Origin of the sequence: Rhodovulum sp. DZ06, from assembly GCF_050586345.1 — a bacterium.
In the GTDB taxonomy this organism is placed as follows: domain Bacteria; phylum Pseudomonadota; class Alphaproteobacteria; order Rhodobacterales; family Rhodobacteraceae; genus JBOCEF01.
In genome coordinates, this window is record NZ_JBOCEF010000011.1 from 7092 (window position 1) to 30827 (window position 23736).

Sequence of the window (23736 nt, forward strand, 5' to 3'; positions counted from 1 at the left end):
TCGTCGCGGCCGCAGTCCTTGCCGCCGCGGTCGTGGTCGCGGTCCTTGTCGTGGCGGTCGTCGCGGCCGCAGTCCTTGCCGCCGCGGTCGTGGTCGCGGTCCTTGTCGTGGCGGTCGTCGCGGCCGCAGTCCTTTCCGCCGCGGTCATGGTCGCGATCCTTGTCGTGGCGGTCGTCGCGGCCGCAGTCCTTGCCGCCGCGGTCATGGTCGCGGTCCTTGTCATGCCGGTCGTCCCGGTCGCGGTCCCTGTCCTTGCCGCCGTCGCGGTCCCGCCCGGAGGGCGCGCAGGAGTCGCTTCCGTATTTCGTGAATCTTTTGTAAGTCATGCCGCAACGAGTCCTTTTCGTTGGTGAGACGCATACGCAAAACCGCTCCCGCATGAACACGTCGGGAGCGGGCTATTAATAAAACATTCCTCAATACTTTTCTACTTTTGCGTGCATCCCGGGCGCCGGTTCCGCGCGGGGCGAACCGCCGCCCGCCGGCGCGCCGGGCGCATGAAAAAGGGGGCGCGGACCGGCCGGTCCGCGCCCCCTGCGCCCCGAAAGGACCGGGGCGTCGCCTGGAAAGCGTCGTCACATGCACAGGCAGTCCGAGAAGCTCTCGTACTCCACCCCGTAGATCAGGTTCTGGTGGTTGGTGATCTCCACCCCGTTCGCATCGACCTCCTCGATCGGCGCGAGGACGAGGCCCACGAGGTCGCCCTCGCCCGCCTCGAACCCCTCGCCCTCGGCGCGGGCCTGGGCGGCGATCTCGCTGGCGCCGGGGTAGAACGAGATGAACAGGTCGTCCGTCAGGTTCCAGATCGCCTGCTGGACCTCCTGCGCGGTGTAGCCCTGGGACACGAAGTCCTGGTTCAGGATCCAGTTCACCAGGTCGAGGTTCTCCCAGTTCTGCACGAATTCGCCGAGCGCGGCGTTGTTCGCGTCGGCCAGGAAGACCTCGGCCGTCACCAGGATGCCGTCGGGCACGTCGCCGAAGAAGTCCACGCAGTAGATGTCGGTGCTGGCGGTCGCCGAGAACCGCTCGTTCTGCGGCGAGGCGACGTCCACGACGAAGCCGTCGCCCTGCACGGTCACGAACACCTCGACCGAGTCGGGCTTGATCGCCTCGACATCCTCGAGGGTCTTGATGTTGGTGGCATGGACGGTCATCGACACCGAGGCCGTGCTCTCCATCCCGTATTCGTTGGCGGCGGTGTAGGTGAAGACGTCCACGCCCATGCCGCCGAACTCGAGCCCCGCCCAGGCGTCGACGCCGTCATAGGTCAGCGTGCCGTCGGCGTTCAGCGTCACGGTCGCGCCGCTGGCCAGCGTCACGGCGCCGCCCGGGGTCAGCGCGATCCCCTCGACCGCGGTGATGGTCACGCCCGGCTCGTCGTTCGACAGGACCGAGAGGGTCGGCGCCTCGGTCCAGCAGGTGCAGGCGTCGTCGTCCAGCAGCTCCGGCGGGTCGATCATCGTGGTCAGGTCGTAGACCCCGGCGTCGAGCGAGGTCACGTCCTGCCCCTCGGCCAGCGCGATCACGCCCGAGGCGCCGCCCGCGTCCACGTCCGAATCCGCCGCCTCGTCCGCCCCGGCGTCCTGGAGGGTGAACACGTAATTCTCGGGCAGGGCCGACACCACGATGCTGTAATCGGCGGCCTCGAGGAAATCGAACAGGTAATAGCCGTCGGCGTCGGTCACCGCGGTCAGGCCGCTGTCGACGCCGTTCTTCCACAGGGTGACAACCGCGCCCGCAAGGCCCGCTTCGTCCGCGCCCTGGATGCCGTCGAAATCGGCGTCGATCCACACCCGGTCGCCGATGGAGCCGAGCGATTCGGAGGTCCCGCCGATCTTGAGCGAATCGTCCCGCGACCCGCCTTCCTCGCCCACCGAGGTGTAGCGCAGGGCGAAATCGCTCTCCTCGAACATGTCGATCGTCACCGGATCGGTGGAGGAGATCGTGAAGCTGGTCGACCGAATGTCATCCTTGCTGATGCCATTGGTTCCGAATTCGAGACCGACATCGAAGGCGCCGTAGGTGCTGAGCACCTCGCCCTTGATGTTCACGGACTTGGAGACCGACTTGACCCCGTCCTCGTCCGTCACCTGGCCGGTCAGGTCGTCGCCGGTGATGGTCATCCCCGCCTCGATCAGCGACGTGGGGGCGTCGAAGAACAGCCCGCGCATGTCGCCGATCAGCGCGCCGTCCAGCAGCAGCACATCGACCTTGAGCGAGCCGTCGGCCATTTCCGTCAGGGTGATCTGGGTGTCGATTTCGCCTTCGATCACGAAGGTCATGGTCCGAAGACCGGTCGAGGTGTCATACGCCATGGCGCGCCACGTCCTCTTCTCTCGGGTTACGCAAAGCAAGTCGCACTCTCCGCACGGTGGCGGATACGGTGGGGTACGGCGCGCCCCGTGAAGGACGAATTAACACCGCGGGCAGGAACGGTTTCTGTTTTGGGAAAATTGAGCGGGTCCAGAAGCTTGCCCTTCGGCGCAGCGATCCCTTGATCCGCGCCGCCGGGCGGCCACCATTAGGGGACGGGCCGGCGCGGCCCGGGCGGCCCGAGTCGGCGGGCGGCCTTCGGCGATGCGAGGGATCCGAAAGCATGGACGGAGCCGAGGACGGCGCGGCGGTGGAGATCACGGCGCTGGCGCGGATCGCGGAGATCGACGCGGCCGAATGGGACGCCTGCGCGGCGCCCGAATGCGCCGATGGCGGCCGGCCGCTGCACCCGTTCCTGGCGCACAGGTTCCTCTCGGCCTTCGAGGCGTCCGGCTCGGTCAGCCCCCGCACCGGCTGGGCGCCGCGGCACCTCGTGGCCCGCCATGGCGGCAAGGTCATCGGCGTCGCGCCGATGTATCTCAAGGGCCATTCCCAGGGCGAATACGTGTTCGACCATTCCTGGGCCCACGCGTTCGAACGCGCCGGGGGCGACTATTACCCCAAGCTCCAGGGCGCGGTGCCCTTCACCCCCGTCACCGGCCCGCGCTTCCTGCTCCACCCCGACGCCGACCCGGTGCAGGCCATGGGCGCGCTGGTCGAAGGGGCGGTGCAGCTGGCCGCCCAGGGCGGGCTGTCCTCGGTCCACTGGACCTTCTGCACCGAGGCCGAGGCCGCGGCGGGCGCCGCCATGGGGCTTCTGCGCCGCACGCACCAGCAGTTCCACTGGATCGACGAGGGCTTCGGGGATTACGAGGGCTTCCTCGCCTCGCTGTCGTCCCGCAAGCGCAAGGCGCTGCGCAAGGAACGCCGCACGGCGCAGGAAAGCGGCCTCCGGATCGTCCAGCTGACCGGCGACGCCATCGAGCCCGAACACTGGGACGCCTTCTGGCGCTTCTACCAGGACACCGGCGCGCGCAAGTGGGGCTCGCCCTACCTGACCCGCGCCTTCTTCGACATCGCGCAGGACACGCTGCGGGACGATTTGCTGCTGGTCCTCGCCGGGCGCGAGGGGCCGGGCGGCATGGAATGGGTCGCCGGCGCGCTCAACGTCATCGGGCGCGACACGCTGTTCGGGCGCTACTGGGGCTGCACGGAACACCACCCGTGCCTCCATTTCGAGCTCTGCTACCACCAGGCCATCGACTGGGCGCTGGCCCATGGCCAGACCCGGGTCGAGGCGGGCGCGCAGGGCGAGCACAAGCTGGCGCGCGGCTACCTGCCGGTGGAGACGCACTCGCTGCACTGGATCGCCAACCCGTCCTTCCGCGACGCGGTGGCGGATTTCCTGGAGCACGAGCGCGCGGCGGTGGACGAGGAGATGGCCTGGCTGTCGGACCGCTCTCCGTTCCGCCAGGCCCCGCCGCCGCCCGAAGAGCACGACTGATCCACGCGGCTGAATGGGAGGACATCATGCCGGGCAAACTCGACGGGGCTGAGCGGGCCGCCGCGCTGAAGGCGCTGCAGGCCGAGGGCTGGGAGATGGTGGAGGGGCGCGACGCCATCGCCCGCAGCTTCAAGTTCGCCGATTTCGCCGCCGCCTGGGGCTTCATGTCCGCGGTGGCGCTGAAGGCCGAGGCGATGGATCACCACCCCGAATGGTCCAATGTTTACAACAAGGTGGAGATCACGCTGACCAGCCATGACGTCGGCGGCCTGTCGGGCCGCGACGTGGCGCTGGCGGGGGAGATCGACCGGCTGGCGGGCTGAGGCGCGGGCAAAAGAAAACCCCCGGTCCTTGCGGGCCGGGGGCGTTCCATCGTCAGCTGTCGCGCGGCCTCAGAGCAGCTCGAGCACCGCCTGGCCGGTGGAGGTGGTCGCCTCGCCGGGCGAGCCCTCGACGTTGATCGCCTCGACCACGCCGTCCTTCACCACCATCGCGTAACGCTGCGAGCGGTCGATCAGCCCCACCGGCGGGGCCGAAAAGTCGAGGCCGATCGCCTTGGTGAAGGCCGCCTCGGCATCCGACAGCATCAGGATGCCCGCGCCCGAAGCGCCCGTGGTCTCGCCCCAGGCCTTCATCACGAACGGGTCGTTGACCGACACGCAGGCGATGGTGTCGACGCCCTTGGCCTTCAGCGCCTCGGCGGTCTCGACGAAGCTGGGCAGGTGCTTGAGGTGGCAGGTCGGCGTGAACGCGCCCGGCACCGCGAACAGCGCCACGGTCTTGCCCGCGCACAGCTCGCTCACGGTGACCGGCTCGGGCCCCTCGGCGCCCATGGTGGTGAAGCTGGCCTGGGGCAGCTTGTCTCCGGCTTTGATGCTCATGTCTCGGGATCTCCCTGTGTTCGGTATGTCTTGAACGGCCACCTAGCGCGGCGGGGCGGCGGGACCAGAGGGCGCGTCCCCGGATCCCGCCGCCCGCGCGCCGTCAGGCCGAGATGGCGCCGAGGATGCGCGCCCAGCTGCGCGCGCCCTTGTGGAAGCTCTGCAGGTCGTATTTCTCGTTCGGCGAATGGACGCGGTCGTCGTCGAGGCCGAAGCCGACCATCAGCGATTCCATCCCCAGCACGGTCTGGAAATACCCGGCGATGGGGATCGAGCCGCCGCTGCCGACGAAGGCGGCCTCCTTCTCCCACTCCTCGGACAGCGCTGCGCGCGCGGCCTCGAAGGCGGGGAGGGAGATGTCGAGGTTCACCGCCCCGCTCGCGCCATGCTCGTGGAACTCCACGGTGCAGTCGGCGGGCAGGCGGTCCTTCACGTGCTGGCGCAGCGCGGCGCGGATGGCGTGCGGGTCCTGGGTTCCGACGAGGCGGCAGGACACCTTGGCCGAGGCCTCGGCCGGCAGCACGGTCTTGAAGCCCTGGCCCGTGTAGCCGCCGTTGATGCCGTTGAACTCCATCGTCGGGCGCGCCCAGATGCGGTGCAGCGGCGGGCGGTCCTGCTCCCCTGCGGGGGCCGAGAGGTCGACGGCGCCGAGGAAGTCCTCCGCCTTGAAGCCAAGGCCCTCCCACTGGCGGGCCAGCTCCTCGGGCAGCTCCGGCACGCCGTCATAGAAGCCGGGCAGGGTGACGCGCCCGGTCTCGTCATGCAGGTCGGCCAGGATATGCGCCAGCACCTGGATCGGGTTGCGCGCCAGCCCGCCATACATGCCCGAATGCAGGTCGCGGTCGGCGGCGCGGATCACGATCTCCTCGCCCATCAGCCCGCGCAGCATGGTCGAGATCGCGGGGGTCTCGGGGTCGTACATGCCGGTGTCGCAGATCATCGCGAAATCGGCTTTCAGCTCCTCGGCGTTCGCTTTCAGGAACGGGATCAGCGAGGGCGAGCCCGATTCTTCCTCGCCCTCGAGGAGGATCGAGACGCGGCAGGGCAGGGCCCCGGTCTCGGCCTTCCAGGCGCGGCAGGCCTCGATGAAGGTCATCAGCTGGCCCTTGTCGTCGCAGGCGCCGCGGGCGCGGATCTCCTTGGACCCGTCGGCGCGCTCGATCAGCGCCGGCTCGAAGGGCGGGCGCTCCCACAGCTCCAGCGGGTCGACCGGCTGCACGTCGTAATGGCCGTAGAACAGCACGTGCGGCGCGCCGGGGATGTCGGGGCCATGGGCGACGACCATGGGATGGCCGGGGGTGGGACGCACGGAGGCGTCGAAGCCGAGGCCGCTGAGTTCCTCGGCCATCGCCTCGGCGGCGGCGGCGACTTCGCCGGCATAGGCGGGATCGGTGGAGATCGACTCGCGCCGCAGCAGGGTGAAGAGGCGCTCGAGCGCGGCGTCGAGATCGGCGTCGATGCGGGAGAGGACGGCGGGAAGGGCGGCAGGGAGGGGGGCGGACATGCGCGGCAGGCTCCGGGTCTTGTGTGCGTTGAGGGGCGTCGACCGGGAGAGTGGAGCGCGAGGGGCGCCGCGGCAAGGGGCGCGTCGGGGAAGGCGGGGTTGCGGATGGGCGGCACGGGGGAAGAGTGCCGCTGACCAGGTAGGGAAGGATGCTGCAATGAAAGCCTTTGACTTCGCCGCGGCGGCGGGCGCGCTCGGTCTGCTCGTCGGCTGCGCGAATTTCGGGGAAGCCGGACTCGCTGCAGGTCGGGTGGATGTGCACGTGATGAAGCCGGAGGCAGGGGCGATGGAATCGCGCCTGCGCCGGGAACTGGACCGCGCCCCGGCCCCGCCGACCCGTGAATGGGACGAGGGTGGCGCGCACGTCTTCCTGTCCACCTTGCCGGGCGATCCGCGCGTCTGGGTCTACCGGGTGACCGTGGGCGCCGATGCCGGCACGACCGTCGTGGTCGAGAGTTCCGACCTCGGCAGGGAAATGGACGTCTGGCACGGCCGCAAGCTGGCGCCGGTGAATCCCGACCTCACCGCCGCGCGGATCGCAGCGATGATCGAAGGCTGCAACGCCGAGGTCTGAGCCCTCACTCGTATTTGGCCGCCTGCGCCCGGTGGCGGGCGATGCCGCTGTCGCGGTCGGTCACGCCCAGCAGGGGGGCGACCTGGCGCAGCAGGGCGTCCTCGTTCGGGTTGCGCTCCCCGTCCTCCAGCACCACGGCCCAGAGCGCCTCCAAGAGGCCCATCCGCTCCTCGTACGGCACCGCGCCCTTGAGCGCGCGGGTGAATCGCACCGTGTCGGGGGCGGCGGCCTCGACCTTCTCGGCCTCCTCCAGCAGCGTCTCGGCCGCGTCCGGGGGCAGGCGGTAGCGGGCGCGCAGCTGCGCGAGGATCATCGCCCGCTCGCCGGAATCGAACAGCTCGTCCGCGCGGGCGACCCGGACCATGAGCGCGGCGAGGGCGAGGCGCGCGTCGCCCTCGTCGAGATCGGCGCGGTCCCGGTCCTCGGGCGCGGCCGTCAGCCAGGCGATGAGATCGGCGAACATGGGGTTTCTCCTGGTGTTTCGGCGGAAAAGGCGCGCGTCCGTCCCCACCAGCTAGGCCGAAAAGCCCGCGGGGAAAAGGGTGACGGCGGCGGGCGCCGGGGGCCGCTTCGGGGGCCCCGTCGAAAAACCGTCATCAAGGTCGAAAAAACCTCTCGGTTGGCGCTTGACGCCGCCCCGCCCAGCCCGTATTCACCGCCCCACGCCGGACGGACCCGGGATCACGGGGCGGCGGAAGAGAGAGCTGCGGTTGTAGCTCAGTTGGTTAGAGTACCGGCCTGTCACGCCGGGGGTCGCGGGTTCGAGCCCCGTCAACCGCGCCACTCTCTCTTCGCCGCCCCGATCCCGTCCCGCCCGATGCGAGATGCGCGGTTGTAGCTCAGATGGTTAGAGTACCGGCCTGTCACGCCGGGGGTCGCGGGTTCGAGCCCCGTCAACCGCGCCATTTCTCGCATTCAGCGTCATGGAAAACGCCTCGCACCCGCCCGGTGCGGGGCGTTTCGCGTTCCGGCCCGCGCCATCCCTGCCGCTCCGCGCCGCCGCGCCCCGTCCCTGGACCCCGTCCCGGCGTCCCGTCTTCGCGCCATGCGACCCGTCCCCGGCGGCCCCGGCCGGTTCCCGCGGCGGCGGGCGCGCCGGGACGCGGATCCCTGGCCCCCCCGGCGGCGGAGCGGGGGCGGTCCGGCGGGCGGGCAGGGGCGCCGGGATGCGGTCCGCGGCGGGGGAATCGCCCGGGGGCCGACGCCGCGGCGCCGCAGCTGCGAACCCCGCCGCGCCGATTTGTCGTATCAGGCGGCGAGGCCCGCCGGTTTTCAGTCGAACCGCTTTCCCGAGAAAATCACTTGGGTAAATCCCGCCCCGCGCGCACGACCCCCGGCGGTCCTTCAAACCCCTTTCATCCCCGCGATTTACCGTGTTTCCTGCGCATATCCGCGCACCGCTGCATACGGTCGCACACAAGCAGGACTACGAAAATTGCTTGGAATTTCAGGCGCTTTGCACTGCTGCGGCCGCGAAGAACGCCGCCCGGGACCCCATCGGGCCGGGTCCGCGTGTTGACCTTTGGATGTAGGGGGGCGTAGACAACGCGCAAGGCTTTCGATGCGCCGCAGCGCCGATCGCCACGGCCGTAGGCGCCGGCGCAGTCCGGCAACCGAAAGAGTCGCCATGCAAGACCTTCTGAGCGAATACCTCCCGATCCTCATCTTCCTGGGGCTCGCGGTGGCCCTCGGGCTCGTCCTCCTCCTCGCCGCGGTGGTCCTCGCCGTCCGCCGGCCCGACCCGGAGAAGGACGGCGCGTATGAATGCGGGTTCAACGCCTTCGACGACGCGCGGATGAAGTTCGACGTGAGGTTCTACCTCGTCTCGATCCTGTTCATCATCTTCGACCTCGAGGTCGCCTTCCTGTTCCCCTGGGCCGCCGCCTTCAAGGACATCGGCCTGTTCGGGTTCTGGTCGATGATGGTGTTCCTCGCGGTGCTGACCGTCGGCTTCGCCTACGAATGGAAAAAGGGAGCCCTGGAATGGGAGTGACCGGCCAGCCCCCGCGCCCCGAGGCGCAGACCCTCGACGCCCAGGGCCGCGTGATCGCGCCCGCGTCGACCCCGGCCCTGCACACGATGGCGGGCGCCGACAAGGACCTGATGGCCAAGCAGCTGTCGAACGAGCTGGCGGACAAGGGGTTCCTCCTCGCCGCCGCCGACGACGTCATCAACTGGGCGCGCACCGGCTCGCTGTTCTGGATGACCTTCGGCCTCGCCTGCTGCGCGGTCGAGATGATGCAGACCTCGATGCCGCGCTACGACGTCGAACGCTTCGGCTTCGCGCCGCGCGCCTCGCCGCGCCAGTCCGACGTGATGATCGTCGCCGGCACGCTGACCAACAAGATGGCCCCCGCGCTGCGCAAGGTCTACGACCAGATGCCCGAGCCGCGCTACGTCATCTCGATGGGCTCCTGCGCCAATGGCGGCGGGTACTACCACTACTCCTACTCCGTCGTGCGCGGCTGCGACCGCATCGTGCCGGTGGACATCTACATCCCCGGCTGCCCCCCGACGGCCGAGGCGCTTCTCTACGGCATCCTGCAGCTGCAGCGCCGCATCCGCCGCACCGGCACCATCACGCGCTGAGGGACCGACATGCTCGACGCTCCGAACCTCGACGCCCTGCAGGAACTGGCCGCGACCCTCGAGGCGCGCCTGCCTGACGCGGTCGTCGGCGCCGACATCGCGTTCGGCGAGCTGACCGTCACGGTCGCCGTGGACAAGATCCCCGAGGTGATCAAGTTCCTGCGCGACGACAGCGGCTGCCAGTTCACCACCCTGGTGGACATCACCGCCGTCGACTGGCCGGGGCGCGACCGGCGCTTCGACCTCGTCTACCACCTGCTCTCGATGCGCCAGAACATCCGCGTGCGGATCAAGGCCGAGGTGCGCGAGGACGAGATCGCGCCGTCGATCCACGCCCTGCACGCCGCGGCCGAGTGGTTCGAGCGCGAGGTCTACGACATGTTCGGGATCCTGTTCTCGGGGCACCCGGACCTGCGCCGGCTGCTGACCGATTACGGCTTCCGCGGCCACCCGCTGCGCAAGGACTTCCCCACCACCGGCTATGTCGAGGTCCGCTACGACGAAGAGCAGAAGCGCGTGGTCTACGAGCCGGTGACGCTCGTGCAGGACTACCGCCAGTTCGATTTCATGTCCCCCTGGGAAGGCGCCGAATACATCCTTCCGGGCGACGAGAAGAAGGAGGGCTGAGGAATGGACGGCGATTTCCAGACCCCCGAGCAGAAGATCCGCAACTTCAACATCAACTTCGGCCCGCAGCACCCGGCCGCGCACGGCGTGCTGCGCATGGTGCTCGAGCTTGACGGCGAGATCGTCGAGCGCTGCGATCCGCATGTCGGGCTGCTGCACCGCGGCACCGAGAAGCTGATGGAGAGCCGCACCTACCTGCAGAACCTGCCCTACCTGGACCGGCTCGACTACGTCGCGCCGATGAACCAGGAGCATGCTTGGTGCATGGCCATCGAGCGCCTCGTCGGCGTCGAGGTCCCGCGCCGCGCGCAGCTGATCCGGGTGCTGTTCTGCGAGATCGGGCGAATCCTCAACCACCTGCTGAACGTGACCACGCAGGCCATGGACGTGGGCGCGCTGACGCCCCCGCTCTGGGGCTTCGAGGAGCGCGAGAAGCTCATGGTGTTCTATGAGCGGGCCTGCGGCGCGCGGCTCCACGCCGCCTATTTCCGCCCCGGCGGCGTCCACCAGGACCTGCCCGAGAAGCTCCTCCAGGACATCCTCGACTGGTGCGACCCGTTCCTGGAGGTCTGCGACGACCTCGAGGGGCTGCTGACCGACAACCGCATCTTCAAGCAGCGCAACGTCGATATCGGCGTCGTCTCGCCGGAAGAGTGCCAGAGCCTCGGCTTCTCGGGCGTCATGGTCCGCGGCTCGGGCCTGCCCTGGGACCTGCGCCGCGCGCAGCCTTACGAGTGCTATGACGAGTTCGACTTCAAGATCCCCCTCGGCAAGAACGGCGACTGCTACGACCGTTACCTGTGCCGGATGGAGGAGATGCGGGAGTCGGTGAAGATCATCCGCCAGGCCATCGCCAAGCTGGGCGAATGCCAGGGCGGCGAGGTCCTCGCGCGCGGCAAGCTCACCCCGCCCAAGCGCGCCGACATGAAGACCTCGATGGAAGCGCTGATCCATCACTTCAAACTCTACACCGAGGGCTTCCACGTCCCCGCGGGCGAAGTCTACGCCGCCGTCGAAGCGCCCAAGGGCGAGTTCGGCGTCTATCTCGTGGCCGACGGGACCAACAAGCCCTGGCGCGCCAAGCTGCGCGCGCCGGGCTTCCCGCATCTCGCCGCCATGGACCACATCTGCCGCGGCCACCAGCTGGCCGACGTCTCGGCGATCCTCGGGTCGCTCGACATCGTGTTCGGGGAGATCGACCGCTGATGCTTCGCCGTCTTTCCAAGGACCAGCCCGAGAGCTTCGAGTTCACCCCCGGCAACCTCGCCTGGGCCGAGAAGCAGCTGGCCAAGTACCCCGCCGACCGCAAGGCCTCGGCGATCATCCCGCTGCTGTGGCGCGCGCAGGAGCAGGAGGGCTGGCTGACCCGCAAGGCGATCGAGACGGTCGCCGAGATGCTGGACATGGCCTATATCCGCGCCCTCGAGGTCGCGACCTTCTACTTCATGTTCCAGCTGCACCCGGTCGGCACCGTCGCCCATGTGCAGGTCTGCGGGACCACCTCCTGCATGATCTGCGGCGCCGAGGACCTGATCGCGGTCTGCAAGGACAAGATCGCCCCCAAGGCGCACGAGCTGTCCGCGGACGGCAAGTTCTCCTGGGAAGAGGTCGAGTGCCTGGGCGCGTGTTCCAACGCCCCGATGGTGCAGATCGGCAAGGATTTCTACGAGGACCTGACCGAGGAGAGCTTCGCCGCGATCCTCGACGCCTTCGCGCGCGGCGAGACGCCGAAGCCCGGCCCGCAGAACGGCCGCTTCGCCGCCGAGCCCAAGGGCGGGCCGACCTCGCTGATCATCCCCGAGGACGAGCGCACCGCGGCCAACGGCTCGGTCGCCATCGCGCTGGAGATGGGCGACACCGCCGCCCGGATCATCGGCGAGGGGAAAGAGGGCGTCGACGCGTCGAACATCACCGGCGGCGCCTCCAGGCGCCCGGCCCCGGCGGCGAAACCCGCCGCCGCGCCGGCGCCGGCCCCGGCCGCGTCCGATGACGACGTGACCGCCGCCCATGCGGCCGCCGAGGCGGAGGCCGCCCGCAAGGCCGCCATCTCCGCCGCGGTGGATGAGACCAAGGCCGCGCAGACAGGCGGCGGTGCGGACGCTAAGGACGAATAAGGCGTCCGCGGCGCACGGCTTTTCTTGCGGACGCCCCGAACAGGGAGGTTCGCAATGAAAATCGACAGGCGGCTCAAGGGCCGCGACAGCCGCGCGGCCCGGATCCCGGGCCGGACGCGGGACGAGCGGGCAGGGGGCGTCGCCCCCGGCCAGGGTGCAGTGAAGGGCGCAGGATGCGACCGGAGGGCGGCGCGATGAGCGGGACGAGCACGAATTGCCGTATCGGCGCGCTGGCCGCGTCCGCCGGGCTCGGCGCCGTCGCGTCGGTGCTCGTCGGGGGCGAGCTGCCGCTCCAGGTCGGGGCCTTCGCGGTGGTGTTCATCGGCTCGGCCGTGGTCCTCGACCGCCGCTGCGCCGCGAGCGCCCGCGCCCGGGCCGAGGCGGAGGCCGCCGCGCAGGCCGCGCAGGCCAAGTCGCGCGATGCCGCCGAGGCCGCAAGGGCCCGCAGCGCGGCGACCGCCGCCGCCGAGGCCGCGTCCGCGCCCGCCGCGGACCCGGCCCCCAGCCCGGCCCCCAGCCCGGTGGTTGCGGCCGAGCCACGGGACGCCGGGGACCTTGACGCCGCGCACGCCGTGGCCGAGGCCGCCGCCCAGGCGAAGGCCGCCGTCGCCGCCGCCATCGGCGGGACGCAGGCCAAGGACGCCCCGGCGCCCGAAGCCGCGCCCGCCGCGGAAGACGGTGCGCTGAAGGCGGCCCATGCCGCCGCCGAGGCCGCCGCGAAGGCGAAGGCCGCTGCAGCCGCCGCCGCAACGGCGATGGCCGCCGCGCCCGCCGCCCAGGCCCCGGCTTCGGCGCAGGCGACCCCGGCGCAGGCCCCGGCCGCGCAGGACGACGCCCTCGCCGCGGCCCATGCCGCAGCCGAGGCCGCTTCCCGCGCGAAGGCCGAGGCCGCCGCGGCCCAGGCCGCGCTGACCGCCGCGCCCGCCCCGAAGGCGGACGCGGACATGCTCGCCGCCCATCGCGCCGCCTCGGCGCGCTCGGCGGGCGAGGCGATGAAACGCGCTGCGCTCGAGACCATCAGGGCCTCGGGGCAGACGCTGACCACGGCGCCGAAGCCGGCCGGGACGGATCCCGAGCTGGCGGCGGCGGAACTGGCGGCCCGCAAGGCCGCCGAAACCCGCGCTGCGGCCCAGGCCGCTGCGCAGGCTTTGGAGCAGGGGGCGGCCTGACACGGGCCGTTCCGGGAACAGGAGCGAAGCGGATCGCATGACCGGCGAGCGCACAGAGAAGGAGAAGGCCGCCATCCGCGGCGCCGCGATGGTGATCGCCATCGCCATGGCGTCGTGGATGGGCCTGTCCTTCCTGGGCGGTCAGCTGGGATGGCCGGTCCGCTTCGCCTTCCTGATCGACATGCTCTGCCTCGCGGCGTTCGTCTGGGCGCTGTGGGTGATCATCAGGGTCTGGCGCGCGGGCGCCGGGAAAGGGAACTGACGGATGCTCTCGGATCAGGATCGCATCTTCACCAACATCTACGGGATGAAGGACCGGAGCCTCGCGGGCGCCCGCAAGCGCGGCCACTGGGACAACACCGCCGGTCTGATCGCCAACGGGCGCGACTGGGTGGTGGAGCAGGTGAAGGCCTCGGGGCTGCGCGGCCGCGGCGGCGCGGGCTTCCCCACGGGCCTGAAGTGGTCCTTCATGCCCAAGGAATCCGACGGTCGGCCCCATTACCTGGTGGTCAATGCCGACGAGTCCGAGCCGGGCACCTGCAAGGACCGGGAGATCATGCGCCATGATCCCCACACCCTGATCGAGGGCTGCCTGATCGCCGGCTTCGGCATGGGCGCCCATACCGGCTACATCTATATCCGCGGCGAGTTCATCCGCGAGCGCGAGGCCCTGCAGGCCGCGATCGACGAGTGCTACGATGCCGGGCTGCTGGGCAAGAACGCCGCCGGGTCGGGCTGGGATTTCGATCTCTACCTGCATCACGGCGCGGGCGCCTATATCTGCGGCGAGGAAACCGCGCTGCTGGAGAGCCTCGAGGGCCGCAAGGGCATGCCGCGCCTGAAGCCGCCGTTCCCGGCCAACACCGGTCTCTACGGCGCGCCGACCACGGTCAACAACGTCGAGTCGATCGCCGTCACCCCGACCATCCTGCGCCGCGGCCCCGACTGGTTCTCCCAGTTCGGGCGGCCGAACAACGCGGGCACCAAGCTCTTCGCCATCTCCGGCCACGTGAACAACCCGTGCGTGGTCGAGGAGTCGATGTCCATCACCCTGCGCGAGCTGCTCGACACCCATTGCGGCGGCGTGCGCGGCGGGTGGGACAACCTCAAGGCCGTGATCCCCGGCGGCTCCTCGGTGCAGCTGCTGCCGAAGGACCTGTGCGACGAGGCGATCATGGATTTCGACTGGCTGCGCGAGCAGTCCTCGGGCCTCGGCACCGCCGCGGTGATCGTGATGGACCAGTCCACCGACATCATCAAGGCGATCGCCCGCCTGTCGCATTTCTACAAGCACGAGAGCTGCGGCCAGTGCACGCCCTGCCGGGAAGGTACCGGCTGGATGATGCGCGTCATGGACCGCCTGGTGACCGGCGAGGCCGAGATCGAGGAGATCGACATGCTCTTCGACGTCACCAAGCAGGTCGAGGGCCACACCATCTGCGCGCTCGGCGACGCCGCCGCCTGGCCGATCCAGGGTCTCATCCGCCACTACCGCGAAGAGATCGAGGACCGCATCAAGGCGAAGAAGACCGGGCGCAAGGGCGCCATGGCGGCCGAGTGATGGGGCGCCGCTTCCATAACGCCGCCCGGGCGCTGGCCGGGCTGGGGGCGCTCGCGCTCCTCTCGGCCTGCGCCGAGCCGTCCGAGGCGCTGCGCATGGACGAGCCGCAGCGCCGCGAGGCCGCCGAGGTGATGTCCGGCGGGCAGCTGTGGCGCGTGGCCTGGACCGGGTCGTTCGACGCGACCGACGTCTATGCCGCCCCCGCCTCGCAGCGCGGCGGCGACAAGCTGCTCTACGGCGATCTCGGCGCCGACATGGCCGGCCAGCTCGGGGCGAACGCCCCCGAGATGGGCGGCCCCGAGGCCGCCGCCGCCGCCGAGGCGGTGATGGCCGCCCAGGGCGAGCGCCCGATCTGCGCGCGCAAGCTCTACTGGTTCAAATGGGGGGCGCCGTCCCCCGCCGGGACGCTGGTTCTGACCGAGCCGCGTTTCGACCCGGTGCAGGGCATCTGGATTTTCAAGGGACGCTGCAACACCGCGGCGGAGGACGTATGACCGACCTGAAGCAAATCGAAATCGACGGCAAGGTCATCGAGGTCGACGGCGCGATGACCATCCTGCAGGCGGCGGAAGTGGCCGGGATCGAGATCCCGCGCTTCTGCTACCACGAGCGGCTGTCCATCGCCGGCAACTGCCGGATGTGCCTGGTCGAGGTCGTCGGCGGCCCGCCCAAGCCCGCCGCCTCCTGCGCCATGCAGGTGCGCGACCTGCGGCCCGGCCGCAATGGCGAGCCGCCGGTGGTCAAGACCAACTCGCCCATGGTCAAGAAGGCCCGCGAGGGGGTGATGGAGTTCCTGCTCATCAACCATCCCCTCGACTGCCCGATCTGCGACCAGGGCGGCGAGTGCGACCTGCAGGACCAGGCCATGGCCTACGGCGTCGACTTCTCGCGCTACCGCGAGCCCAAGCGCGCGGCCAACGACATGGACCTCGGGCCGCTGGTCGGCACCTGCATGACCCGCTGCATCTCCTGCACCCGCTGCGTGCGCTTCATCACCGAGGTCGCGGGCTGCTCCGAACTGGGCCAGACCGGCCGCGGCGAGGACTCCGAGATCACCAACTATCTCGGCGCGACGCTGAGCAGCGAGCTGCAGGGCAACCTGATCGATCTCTGCCCCGTCGGCGCGCTGACCTCGAAGCCCTACGCCTTCACCGCCCGCCCGTGGGAGCTGAAGAAGACCGAGAGCGTGGACGTGATCGACGCGCTCGGCGCGAACATCCGCGTGGACGTGCGCGGGCGCGAAGTGATGCGCCTGATGCCGCGCAACCATGACGGCGTGAACGAGGAATGGCTGGCCGACCGCTCCCGCTTCATCTGGGACGGGCTGCGCCGCCAGCGCCTTGACAAGCCTTACATCCGCAAGGACGGCAAGCTGGTCGCCGCGACCTGGGCCGAGGCCTTCGAGGCCATCGCCGCCGCCGCGAACGGCAAGAAAGTCAACGCCATCATCGGCGACCTTGCCCCGGCCGAGGCGATCTTCGCGCTGAAGACGCTGGTGTCCGAGCTCGGCGGCGTGGTCGAGGCGCGCACCGACGGCGCCGCCCTGCCGCTGGAGCGGTCGGCCTATGCCGGCACCGCGGCCATCGAGGACATCGACGGCGCCGCCGAGGTGCTGATCATCGGCGGCAACCTGCGTGAAGAGTCCCCGGTGCTGAACGCGCGCGTCCGCAAGGCCTGGTCGAACGGCGCGAACGTGTCGCTGATCGGCGCGGGCGTGGACCTGACCTACCCGGTGGCGCATCTCGGGACCGGCCCCTCGGCCATTTCGGGCGCGGAGCTGGGCGAGGGCGCGGTGATCATCCTCGCCGCCTCCACCCTGGCGCGCGAGGACGGCGCCGCGGTGCTGGCCGCGACGCAGGCGCTGGCCGAAGCCAAGGGCGCGAAGATCCTGGTGCTGCACACCGCCGCCTCCCGCGTCGGCGCGCTGGATCTCGGCGCGGCGGTCGAGGGCGGCATCGCCGCGGCGCTGGACGCCGAGGTGATCTGGAACCTCGGCGCGGACGAGATCGACGTGCCGGCCGGGCCCTTCGTGATCTACCAGGGCTCGCACGGCGACCGCGGGGCGCACCGCGCCGACGTGATCCTGCCGGGCGCCGCCTGGACCGAGGAGCCGGGCCTGTTCGTCAACACCGAAGGGCGCCCGCAGCTCGCCAACCGCGCCGGGTTCCCCCCGGGGCAGGCGAAGGAGAACTGGGCGATCATCCGCGCGGCCTCCGCGTCGCTCGGCAAGACGCTGCCCTTCGACAGCCTCCAGGCCCTGCGCGCGGCGATGTTCGACGCCGCGCCGGTCCTGGCGCAGATCGACGCCGTGCCGGAGCAGGAGCTGGTGGTCCAGCCCTCGGGCGCGCTGTCGGACGCCGCCTTCGCGGTCCCGTCCGTCGATCACTACCTCGTCAACCCGATCTGCCGCGCCTCGACCGTCATGGCCGAGCTGTCGCGTCTGAAGCATGAGCGCGGCCTCTCGGTCGCGGCGGAGTGAGGCTCATGGATTTCTGGTCCGACATCGCTTACCCGGGCGTGATCATCCTGGCGCAGTGCCTTCTGGTCACCGTCTGCCTGCTGGTCTCGCTCGCCTTCCTGCTCTGGGTCGACCGCCGCGTCTGGGGCGCCGTCCAGCTGCGCAAGTCGATCAACGTGGTCGGCCCCTTCGGCCTGCTGCAGTCCTTCGCGGACTTCCTGAAATTCGCGGTGAAGGAGGTGATCGTTCCCTCCGGCGCCGACAAGACGGTGTTCTTCCTTGCGCCGCTGCTGTCCTTCGTCCTGGCGACCGTCGCCTGGGCGGTGGTGCCGTTCTCGGATGGCTGGGTGGTGTCGAACATCAACATCGGCATCCTCTACATCTTCGCCATCTCCTCGCTCGAGGTGTACGGCGTGATCATGGGCGGCTGGGCGTCGAACTCGAAATACCCGTTCCTCGGCGGCCTGCGCTCGGCGGCGCAGATGATCTCCTACGAGGTCTCCATCGGCTTCATCATCGTCGGCGTGCTGATCACCACCGGCTCGCTCAACCTGACCGAGATCGTGCGGGCCCAGGACGGCGCCTACGGGATGTTCTCCTGGTACTGGCTGCCGCACCTGCCGATGGTGTTCCTGTTCTTCATCTCGGCGCTGGCCGAGACGAACCGCCCGCCCTTCGACCTTCCCGAGGCGGAATCGGAGCTCGTGGCCGGCTACCAGGTCGAATACTCCTCGACCCCGTACCTGCTGTTCATGGTGGGCGAGTACATGGCCATCGTGCTGATGTGCGCCCTGACCACGATCCTGTTCTTCGGCGGCTGGCTGTCGCCGGTGCCGGGCCTGCCCGACGGCGTGCTGTGGATGATCGGCAAGATGCTGCTGGTCTTCTTCCTCTTCGCCATGGTCAAGGCCATCGTCCCCCGGTTCCGCTATGACCAGCTCATGCGCCTCGGCTGGAAGGTGTTCCTGCCAATGTCGCTGGGCTGGGTCGTCATCGCCGCCGCGCTCGCCCAGTACGGCGTCCCCGGCTACGCCCGCTGGTAAGAAGGAGACCCTGCAATGGCTTTCACGCTGGCCTCCGGCATCCGCTATTTCGCGCTGATGGACTTCTTCGGCGGGTTCAAGCTCGGCATGAAGTACTTCTTCAAGCCCAAGGCGACGCTGAACTACCCGCATGAGAAGGGGCCCCTCAGCCCCCGCTTCCGCGGGGAGCACGCCCTGCGCCGTTACCCGAACGGCGAGGAGCGCTGCATCGCCTGCAAGCTGTGCGAGGCGATCTGCCCCGCGCAGGCGATCACGATCGAGGCCGAACCGCGGGAGGACGGCTCCCGCCGCACCACCCGCTACGACATCGACATGACCAAGTGCATCTATTGCGGCTTCTGCCAGGAAGCCTGCCCGGTGGATGCCATCGTCGAGGGCCCGAACTTCGAGTTCGCGACCGAGACGCGCGAGGAGCTCTTCTACAACAAGGAGAAGCTGCTCGCGAACGGAGAGCGCTGGGAAGCGGAGATCGCCCGCAACCTCGAGCTCGACGCGCCCTACCGCTGATGGGCCGCGGGCGGCTCATCACCATCGCCGCGCTCGGCGTCCTGGTCGTCGCCCTGATGCTCGGGGCGGTCGAGCCGGGACAGATGACCGGGGAGCGGTGGAATTTCTACGAGGACTGGGGGACCACCCCCCTGGTCGTCATCGCGGGGCTCGGCCTCGCCATCGCCCTCTGGCGCCGCTGAGGCGCCGAGGGGACCCGGGGCGGGGGCCCCGACGCAAGACGGCGCGCGGCGCCGCCCCCGGTCCGGGGGCGGGCGGGCGCGAACAAGAACGGGGCGGCCGGACGGGCCGCCGATACCGGATGCGGGGGCCGCACGGGGCCCCCCAATCGAGGGAACGGAACCGATGGCTGTGGCGACGCTCGCCTTCTACCTCTTCGCCTGCACGGCGGTCGCGGCCGGGGCGCTCGTCGTCCTGGCGCGCAACCCGGTGCACTCGGTGCTCTGGCTGATCCTGGCCTTCTTCTCCTCCGCGGGACTGTTCGTCCTGATGGGGGCGGAGTTCGTGGCGATGCTGATGGTCATCGTCTATGTCGGCGCGGTCGCGGTGCTCTTCCTCTTCGTCGTCATGATGCTCGACGTCGACTTCTCCGAGCTCAAGGCCGGGATGGCGCAGTACATGCCGGTCGGCCTGCTGATCGGGGTGGTGATCCTGGTGCAGCTGGGCCTGGTGTTCGGCGAATGGGCCATCGCGGGGCATGCCCCCGAGATGCGGGCGGCCATCGCCCCGGCGCCGGAGGACGTGCACAACACCGCCGCGCTCGGCCAGCTGATCTACACCCGCTACGTGATGCTGTTCCAGCTCGCCGGCGCGGTGCTGTTCGTCGCCATGGTCGGGGCCATCGTGCTGACCCTGCGCCACCGCGAGGGGGTGAAGCGGCAGGATGTGCTCACGCAGATCCACCGCACCCGCGACGAGGCGATCGAGCTCAAAGACATCAAGCCCGGTCAGGGCATCTGACCGCGAAAGGGACGGAACCATGGAACAGGCCATCGGGCTTGAAGCCTATCTCACCGTGGCGGCGATCCTGTTCGTCACGGGCATCTTCGGGATCTTCCTGAACCGCAAGAACGTGATCGTCATCCTGATGTCGATCGAGCTGATGCTCCTCGCGGTCAACATCAACTTCGTGGCGTTCTCCACGCACCTGGGCGACCTGGCCGGGCAGGTCTTCACGCTCTTCGTGCTGACCGTCGCCGCGGCCGAGGCGGCCATCGGGCTCGCCATCCTCGTCTGTTTCTTCCGCAACCGCGGCTCCATCGCGGTGGAAGACGTCAACGTGATGAAGGGCTGAGCATAATGGTCTCGTTCATCCTCCTCGCCCCGCTCGTGGCCGCCATCGTCGCGGGCTTCGGGCACAAGTTCATCGGCGACAAGGGCGCGCAGTACCTCACCACCGGGGTCCTGTTCGTCTGCGCGCTGCTGTCCTGGATCACCTTCTTCACCTTCGACAGCCATGGCGAGACGATCCCGCTGCTGCGCTGGGTCGAGAGCGGCTCGCTCTCGGTCGACTGGGCGATCCGCCTCGACGCGCTGACCGCGGTGATGCTGATCGTGGTCACCACGGTCTCGTCGCTCGTGCACCTCTATTCCATGAGCTACATGGAAGAGGACCCGCACAAGCCGCGCTTCTTCGCCTACCTGTCCTTCTTCACCTTCTCGATGCTCGCGCTGGTGACCTCGGACAACCTGCTGCAGATGTTCTTCGGCTGGGAAGGCGTGGGCGTCGCGTCGTACCTGCTGATCGGGTTCTGGTTCAAGAAGCCCACGGCCAACGCCGCGGCGATGAAGGCCTTCGTCGTCAACCGCGTCGGCGACTTCGGGTTCGCGCTCGGCATCTTCGGCATCTTCGTGCTGACCGACAGCATCAACTTCGCCGACATCTTCGCGCAGGCCGACACGTTCGGGACCACCACGATCCGCTTCCTGTGGACCGACTGGGCGGCGGCCGACATCCTCGGCTTCCTGCTGTTCGTCGGCGCCATGGGCAAGTCGGCGCAGCTGTTCCTGCACACCTGGCTGCCGGACGCGATGGAGGGCCCGACCCCGGTCTCGGCCCTGATCCACGCCGCCACCATGGTCACCGCGGGCGTGTTCCTCGTGTGCCGCATGTCGCCGATCTATGAGCAGGCGGACGTGACCCCGATCATCATCACCGTGATCGGCGCGACGACGGCGTTCTTCGCCGCCACCGTCGGCCTCGTGCAGAACGACATCAAGCGGGTCATCGCCTACTCGACCTGCTCGCAGCTCGGCTACATGTTCGCCGCGGCGGGCGTCGGCTTCTACCAGGCCGCCATGTTCCACCTGTTCACGCATGCCTTCTTCAAGGCGCTGCTGTTCCTCGGCGCGGGCTCGGTCATCCACGCGATGCACCATGAGCAGGACATGCGCAAATATGGCGCCCTGCGCCACAAGATCCCGACCACCTTCATGGTGATGATGCTGGGCACCCTGGCGATCACCGGCGTGGGCGTGCCGTTCTCCTACGATCTGCTGGGGGTTCCCTTCGGCTTCGCCGGCTTCGTGTCCAAGGACGCGGTGATCGAGGGCGTCTACGCCGCCCACACCGCCGCCTCCTCCTACGCCTTCTGGATGCTGGTCATCGCGGCGCTGTTCACCTCCTTCTACTCCTGGCGCCTGATGTTCCTGACCTTCTACGGCGAGACCCGGGACAAGAAGCACTGGGAGCACGCGCATGAGGGCCCGCTCGAGATGCGGATCCCCCTCTACGTGCTGGCGACCGGCGGCGTCGTGGCGGGCATGCTGTGGTACGGCGACTTCATCGGCCACCACGCCGAGGAGTTCTTCGCCCAGGCCATCGCCATCGGCGAGGGCAACCACGTGCTGCACGACTATCACGGGGTTCCGGCCTGGGTGGCGCTCGCGCCCTTCGTGGCGATGCTCACCGGCCTGTTCACCGCCTGGATCTTCTACATCAAGAACCCGGAGCTTCCCGGCCAGCTGGCCGAGCGGCACCAGGGCCTCTACCAGTTCCTGCTCAACAAGTGGTACTTCGACGAGGCCTATGAGTTCCTCTTCGTCCGTCCCGCCATGCGCCTCGGCCGCTTCTTCTGGAAAGCGGGCGACGGCAAGGTGGTCGACGGCGCCATCAACGGGCTGTCCATGGGTCTGATCCCCTGGGTGACGCGGCTTGCGGGCCGCATGCAGTCCGGCTTCCTGTTCCACTACGCCTTCGTGATGCTGATCGGCATGTCGATCCTGCTGACCATCATGTCCGTGGGCGGCGGCGCCACCGGGGGGGCGCACTGATGGAAAACCTGAATATCCTCTCGCTCATCACCTTCCTGCCGCTGGTCGGCGCGGTGGTGCTGGCCGTGGCGCTGCGGGGCGAAGACGCCGCCGCGCAGCTCAATGCGAAGATCGTCGCGCTGCTGGTGACCTCGGCCACCTTCGTGCTGTCGCTCTACATCCTGTTCGAATTCGACACTTCCAATCCCGGCTTCCAGTTCGTGGAAGAGGGCGAGTGGATCCTGGGCATGTCCTACAAGATGGGCCTGGACGGGATCTCGATGCCCTTCGTGATGCTCACCACGTTCCTGATGCCCATCGTGATCGGCGCCTCCTGGGGCGTGACCGCGCGGGTCAAGGAATACATGGCGCTGTTCCTGCTGCTCGAGACGCTGATGATCGGCGTGTTCTCGGCGCTGGACATGGTGCTGTTCTACCTGTTCTTCGAGGCGGGCCTGATCCCGATGTTCCTGATCATCGGCATCTGGGGCGGGAAGGACCGCATCTACGCGTCCTTCAAGTTCTTCCTCTACACGCTGCTCGGCTCGGTCCTGATGCTGATCGCCATGATCGCGATGTACTGGGACGCGGGCACCTCGGACATCACCCTGCTGCTGCAGCATAACTTCGACGCGGGCCCGATCGAGCTGGCGGGCTGGCAGATCATGGGCGGCATGCAGACGCTGCTCTGGCTGGCCTTCTTCGCCTCCTTCGCGGTGAAGATGCCGATGTGGCCGGTGCACACCTGGCTGCCGGACGCCCACGTTCAGGCGCCCACCGCGGGCTCGGTCGTGCTGGCGGCGGTGCTGCTGAAGATGGGCGGCTACGGCTTCCTGCGCTTCAGCCTGCCGATGTTCCCGGTCGCCTCGCACCTGATGGCCGACTTCGTCTTCGCCCTCTCCGTCATCGCGATCATCTACACCTCGCTGGTCGCGCTGATGCAGGAGGACATCAAGAAGCTGATCGCCTATTCGTCCGTCGCCCACATGGGCTTCGTGACCATGGGCATCTTCGCGGCCAACCAGCAGGGCGTCGACGGCGCCGTGTTCCAGATGCTGAGCCACGGCTTCATCTCCGGCGCGCTCTTCCTCTGCGTCGGCGTGGTCTATGACCGAATGCACACGCGCGACATCGACGCCTATGGCGGCCTGGTGAACCGGATGCCCGCCTATGCGGTGGTGTTCATGCTGTTCACCATGGGCAATGTCGGCCTGCCGGGCACCTCGGGCTTCGTGGGCGAGTTCCTGACGATGATGGGCGCCTACCAGGCCAACACCTGGGTGGCCTTCGGCGCCGCGACCGGCGTGATCCTGTCGGCGGGCTACGCGCTCTGGCTCTACCGCCGGGTGGTGTTCGGCGACCTGATCAAGCAGTCGCTCTCGACCATCGAGGACCTGACGGGCCGCGAGAAGCTGCTCTTCGCCCCGCTGATCGTCTGCACGCTGCTGTTCGGCATCTACCCGAGCCTCGCGACCGACGCCTTCTCGGGGGCCACGTCGCAGCTGGTGGAATCCTATGACGCGGCCCTGGCCGAGGCGGGCTTCGAGAAGCCCGTGCTCGTGACCGAGGTCGCCGGCGCGGACGCGGGCGCGGGCGGGCATGACGCCGGCCACGGCGCCGCCGACGCTCACTGACAGAGG

General features: G+C 69.2%; 24 protein-coding genes, 2 tRNA genes and 1 pseudogene. 22 read left to right on the forward strand and 5 right to left on the reverse strand.

The window, feature by feature from the left end:
- Positions 1-326 (reverse strand): hypothetical protein (locus ACQ5SO_RS07130; RefSeq protein ID WP_430940895.1); only part of this gene is annotated, 326 nt, incomplete at its 3' end.
- A 249-nt stretch (positions 327-575) separates the two neighbouring features.
- Entirely contained in the window at positions 576-2315 is a 1740-nt protein-coding gene (locus ACQ5SO_RS07135; RefSeq protein WP_430940896.1) for an SdrD B-like domain-containing protein, read from the reverse strand.
- A 281-nt stretch (positions 2316-2596) separates the two neighbouring features.
- Between ACQ5SO_RS07135 and ACQ5SO_RS07140 the strand changes: the two genes are divergently transcribed.
- Positions 2597-3817, forward strand: coding sequence for a GNAT family N-acetyltransferase (locus ACQ5SO_RS07140; RefSeq protein WP_430940897.1), 1221 nt, complete (start codon positions 2597-2599; stop codon positions 3815-3817).
- 26 nt (positions 3818-3843) lie between these two features.
- The gene (locus ACQ5SO_RS07145) at positions 3844-4140 is read left to right on the forward strand and encodes a 4a-hydroxytetrahydrobiopterin dehydratase (RefSeq protein WP_430940898.1); all 297 of its coding nucleotides are present in this window, start codon (positions 3844-3846) and stop codon (positions 4138-4140) included.
- Between the two features lie 69 nt (positions 4141-4209).
- On the opposite strand, the gene ACQ5SO_RS07150 is transcribed toward ACQ5SO_RS07145, so the two are convergent.
- Both ACQ5SO_RS07150 and ACQ5SO_RS07155 read right to left on the reverse strand, forming a co-directional pair.
- Complete coding sequence (locus ACQ5SO_RS07150; protein WP_430940899.1) at positions 4210-4698, reverse strand: peroxiredoxin; 489 nt, start codon at positions 4696-4698, stop codon at positions 4210-4212.
- A 103-nt stretch (positions 4699-4801) separates the two neighbouring features.
- The gene (locus tag ACQ5SO_RS07155; protein WP_430940900.1) at positions 4802-6202 is read right to left on the reverse strand and encodes a M20/M25/M40 family metallo-hydrolase; all 1401 of its coding nucleotides are present in this window, start codon (positions 6200-6202) and stop codon (positions 4802-4804) included.
- Positions 6203-6359: 157 nt separating this feature from the next.
- On the opposite strand from ACQ5SO_RS07155, the gene ACQ5SO_RS07160 reads away from it, so the two are divergent.
- Positions 6360-6776, forward strand: coding sequence for a hypothetical protein (locus ACQ5SO_RS07160; RefSeq protein ID WP_430940901.1), 417 nt, complete (start codon positions 6360-6362; stop codon positions 6774-6776).
- A gap of 4 nt (positions 6777-6780) precedes the next feature.
- On the opposite strand, the gene ACQ5SO_RS07165 is transcribed toward ACQ5SO_RS07160, so the two are convergent.
- Positions 6781-7239, reverse strand: a complete 459-nt coding sequence (locus tag ACQ5SO_RS07165; protein WP_430940902.1) for a TerB family tellurite resistance protein — start codon at positions 7237-7239, stop codon at positions 6781-6783.
- Between the two features lie 243 nt (positions 7240-7482).
- On the opposite strand from ACQ5SO_RS07165, the gene ACQ5SO_RS07170 reads away from it, so the two are divergent.
- From ACQ5SO_RS07170 to ACQ5SO_RS07260, 19 genes and pseudogenes are all read left to right on the forward strand, one after another.
- Positions 7483-7559 (forward strand) — tRNA-Asp (locus tag ACQ5SO_RS07170).
- 45 nt (positions 7560-7604) lie between these two features.
- A tRNA-Asp gene (locus ACQ5SO_RS07175) sits at positions 7605-7681 on the forward strand.
- A gap of 722 nt (positions 7682-8403) precedes the next feature.
- The gene (locus tag ACQ5SO_RS07180) at positions 8404-8769 is read left to right on the forward strand and encodes an NADH-quinone oxidoreductase subunit A (protein ID WP_430940903.1); all 366 of its coding nucleotides are present in this window, start codon (positions 8404-8406) and stop codon (positions 8767-8769) included.
- Between the two features lie 86 nt (positions 8770-8855).
- Positions 8856-9365, forward strand: coding sequence for a NuoB/complex I 20 kDa subunit family protein (locus ACQ5SO_RS07185; protein WP_430940983.1), 510 nt, complete (start codon positions 8856-8858; stop codon positions 9363-9365).
- Positions 9366-9374: 9 nt separating this feature from the next.
- On the forward strand, positions 9375-9992 hold the full coding sequence (locus ACQ5SO_RS07190) for an NADH-quinone oxidoreductase subunit C (RefSeq protein ID WP_430940904.1): 618 nt from the start codon (positions 9375-9377) through the stop codon (positions 9990-9992).
- A gap of 3 nt (positions 9993-9995) precedes the next feature.
- Entirely contained in the window at positions 9996-11198 is a 1203-nt protein-coding gene (locus tag ACQ5SO_RS07195) for an NADH-quinone oxidoreductase subunit D (protein WP_430940905.1), read from the forward strand.
- Positions 11198-12100, forward strand: a pseudogene (gene nuoE, locus ACQ5SO_RS07200) (NADH-quinone oxidoreductase subunit NuoE); the annotation flags it as partial. The gene ACQ5SO_RS07195 and the pseudogene nuoE, both read left to right, overlap by 1 nt.
- Before the next feature lie 200 nt (positions 12101-12300).
- Positions 12301-13275 (forward strand): hypothetical protein, encoded by a 975-nt coding sequence (locus tag ACQ5SO_RS07205; RefSeq protein WP_430940906.1) that lies wholly within the window; start codon positions 12301-12303, stop codon positions 13273-13275.
- Positions 13276-13312: 37 nt separating this feature from the next.
- Positions 13313-13537 (forward strand): DUF5337 family protein, encoded by a 225-nt coding sequence (locus ACQ5SO_RS07210; RefSeq protein ID WP_430940907.1) that lies wholly within the window; start codon positions 13313-13315, stop codon positions 13535-13537.
- Between the two features lie 3 nt (positions 13538-13540).
- Positions 13541-14836 (forward strand): NADH-quinone oxidoreductase subunit NuoF, encoded by a 1296-nt coding sequence (gene nuoF, locus ACQ5SO_RS07215; protein WP_430940908.1) that lies wholly within the window; start codon positions 13541-13543, stop codon positions 14834-14836.
- Positions 14836-15330, forward strand: a complete 495-nt coding sequence (locus ACQ5SO_RS07220) for a hypothetical protein (RefSeq protein ID WP_430940909.1) — start codon at positions 14836-14838, stop codon at positions 15328-15330. Before nuoF ends, ACQ5SO_RS07220 begins: the two co-directional genes overlap by 1 nt.
- Positions 15327-17315: an NADH-quinone oxidoreductase subunit NuoG gene (gene nuoG / locus ACQ5SO_RS07225; protein ID WP_430940910.1), complete on the forward strand. Its 1989-nt coding sequence runs from the start codon at positions 15327-15329 to the stop codon at positions 17313-17315. The genes ACQ5SO_RS07220 and nuoG overlap by 4 nt, the downstream gene beginning before the upstream one ends.
- A 5-nt stretch (positions 17316-17320) precedes the next feature.
- Positions 17321-18337: an NADH-quinone oxidoreductase subunit NuoH gene (gene nuoH / locus ACQ5SO_RS07230; protein WP_430940911.1), complete on the forward strand. Its 1017-nt coding sequence runs from the start codon at positions 17321-17323 to the stop codon at positions 18335-18337.
- A gap of 15 nt (positions 18338-18352) precedes the next feature.
- Positions 18353-18844, forward strand: coding sequence for an NADH-quinone oxidoreductase subunit NuoI (gene nuoI / locus ACQ5SO_RS07235; protein ID WP_430940912.1), 492 nt, complete (start codon positions 18353-18355; stop codon positions 18842-18844).
- Complete coding sequence (locus tag ACQ5SO_RS07240) at positions 18844-19026, forward strand: hypothetical protein (RefSeq protein ID WP_430940913.1); 183 nt, start codon at positions 18844-18846, stop codon at positions 19024-19026. Before nuoI ends, ACQ5SO_RS07240 begins: the two co-directional genes overlap by 1 nt.
- Before the next feature lie 163 nt (positions 19027-19189).
- A complete protein-coding gene (locus ACQ5SO_RS07245; RefSeq protein WP_430940914.1) occupies positions 19190-19804 on the forward strand; it encodes an NADH-quinone oxidoreductase subunit J in 615 nt (204 codons plus the stop codon).
- A gap of 19 nt (positions 19805-19823) precedes the next feature.
- The gene (gene nuoK / locus ACQ5SO_RS07250) at positions 19824-20138 is read left to right on the forward strand and encodes an NADH-quinone oxidoreductase subunit NuoK (protein WP_430940915.1); all 315 of its coding nucleotides are present in this window, start codon (positions 19824-19826) and stop codon (positions 20136-20138) included.
- A gap of 5 nt (positions 20139-20143) precedes the next feature.
- Positions 20144-22117 carry an NADH-quinone oxidoreductase subunit L gene (gene nuoL / locus ACQ5SO_RS07255; RefSeq protein ID WP_430940916.1) on the forward strand — a complete coding sequence of 658 codons (1974 nt, stop codon included), beginning with the start codon at positions 20144-20146 and terminating at the stop codon, positions 22115-22117.
- Complete coding sequence (locus tag ACQ5SO_RS07260; RefSeq protein WP_430940917.1) at positions 22117-23730, forward strand: NADH-quinone oxidoreductase subunit M; 1614 nt, start codon at positions 22117-22119, stop codon at positions 23728-23730. The genes nuoL and ACQ5SO_RS07260 overlap by 1 nt, the downstream gene beginning before the upstream one ends.
- Positions 23731-23736: the final 6 nt, after the last annotated feature.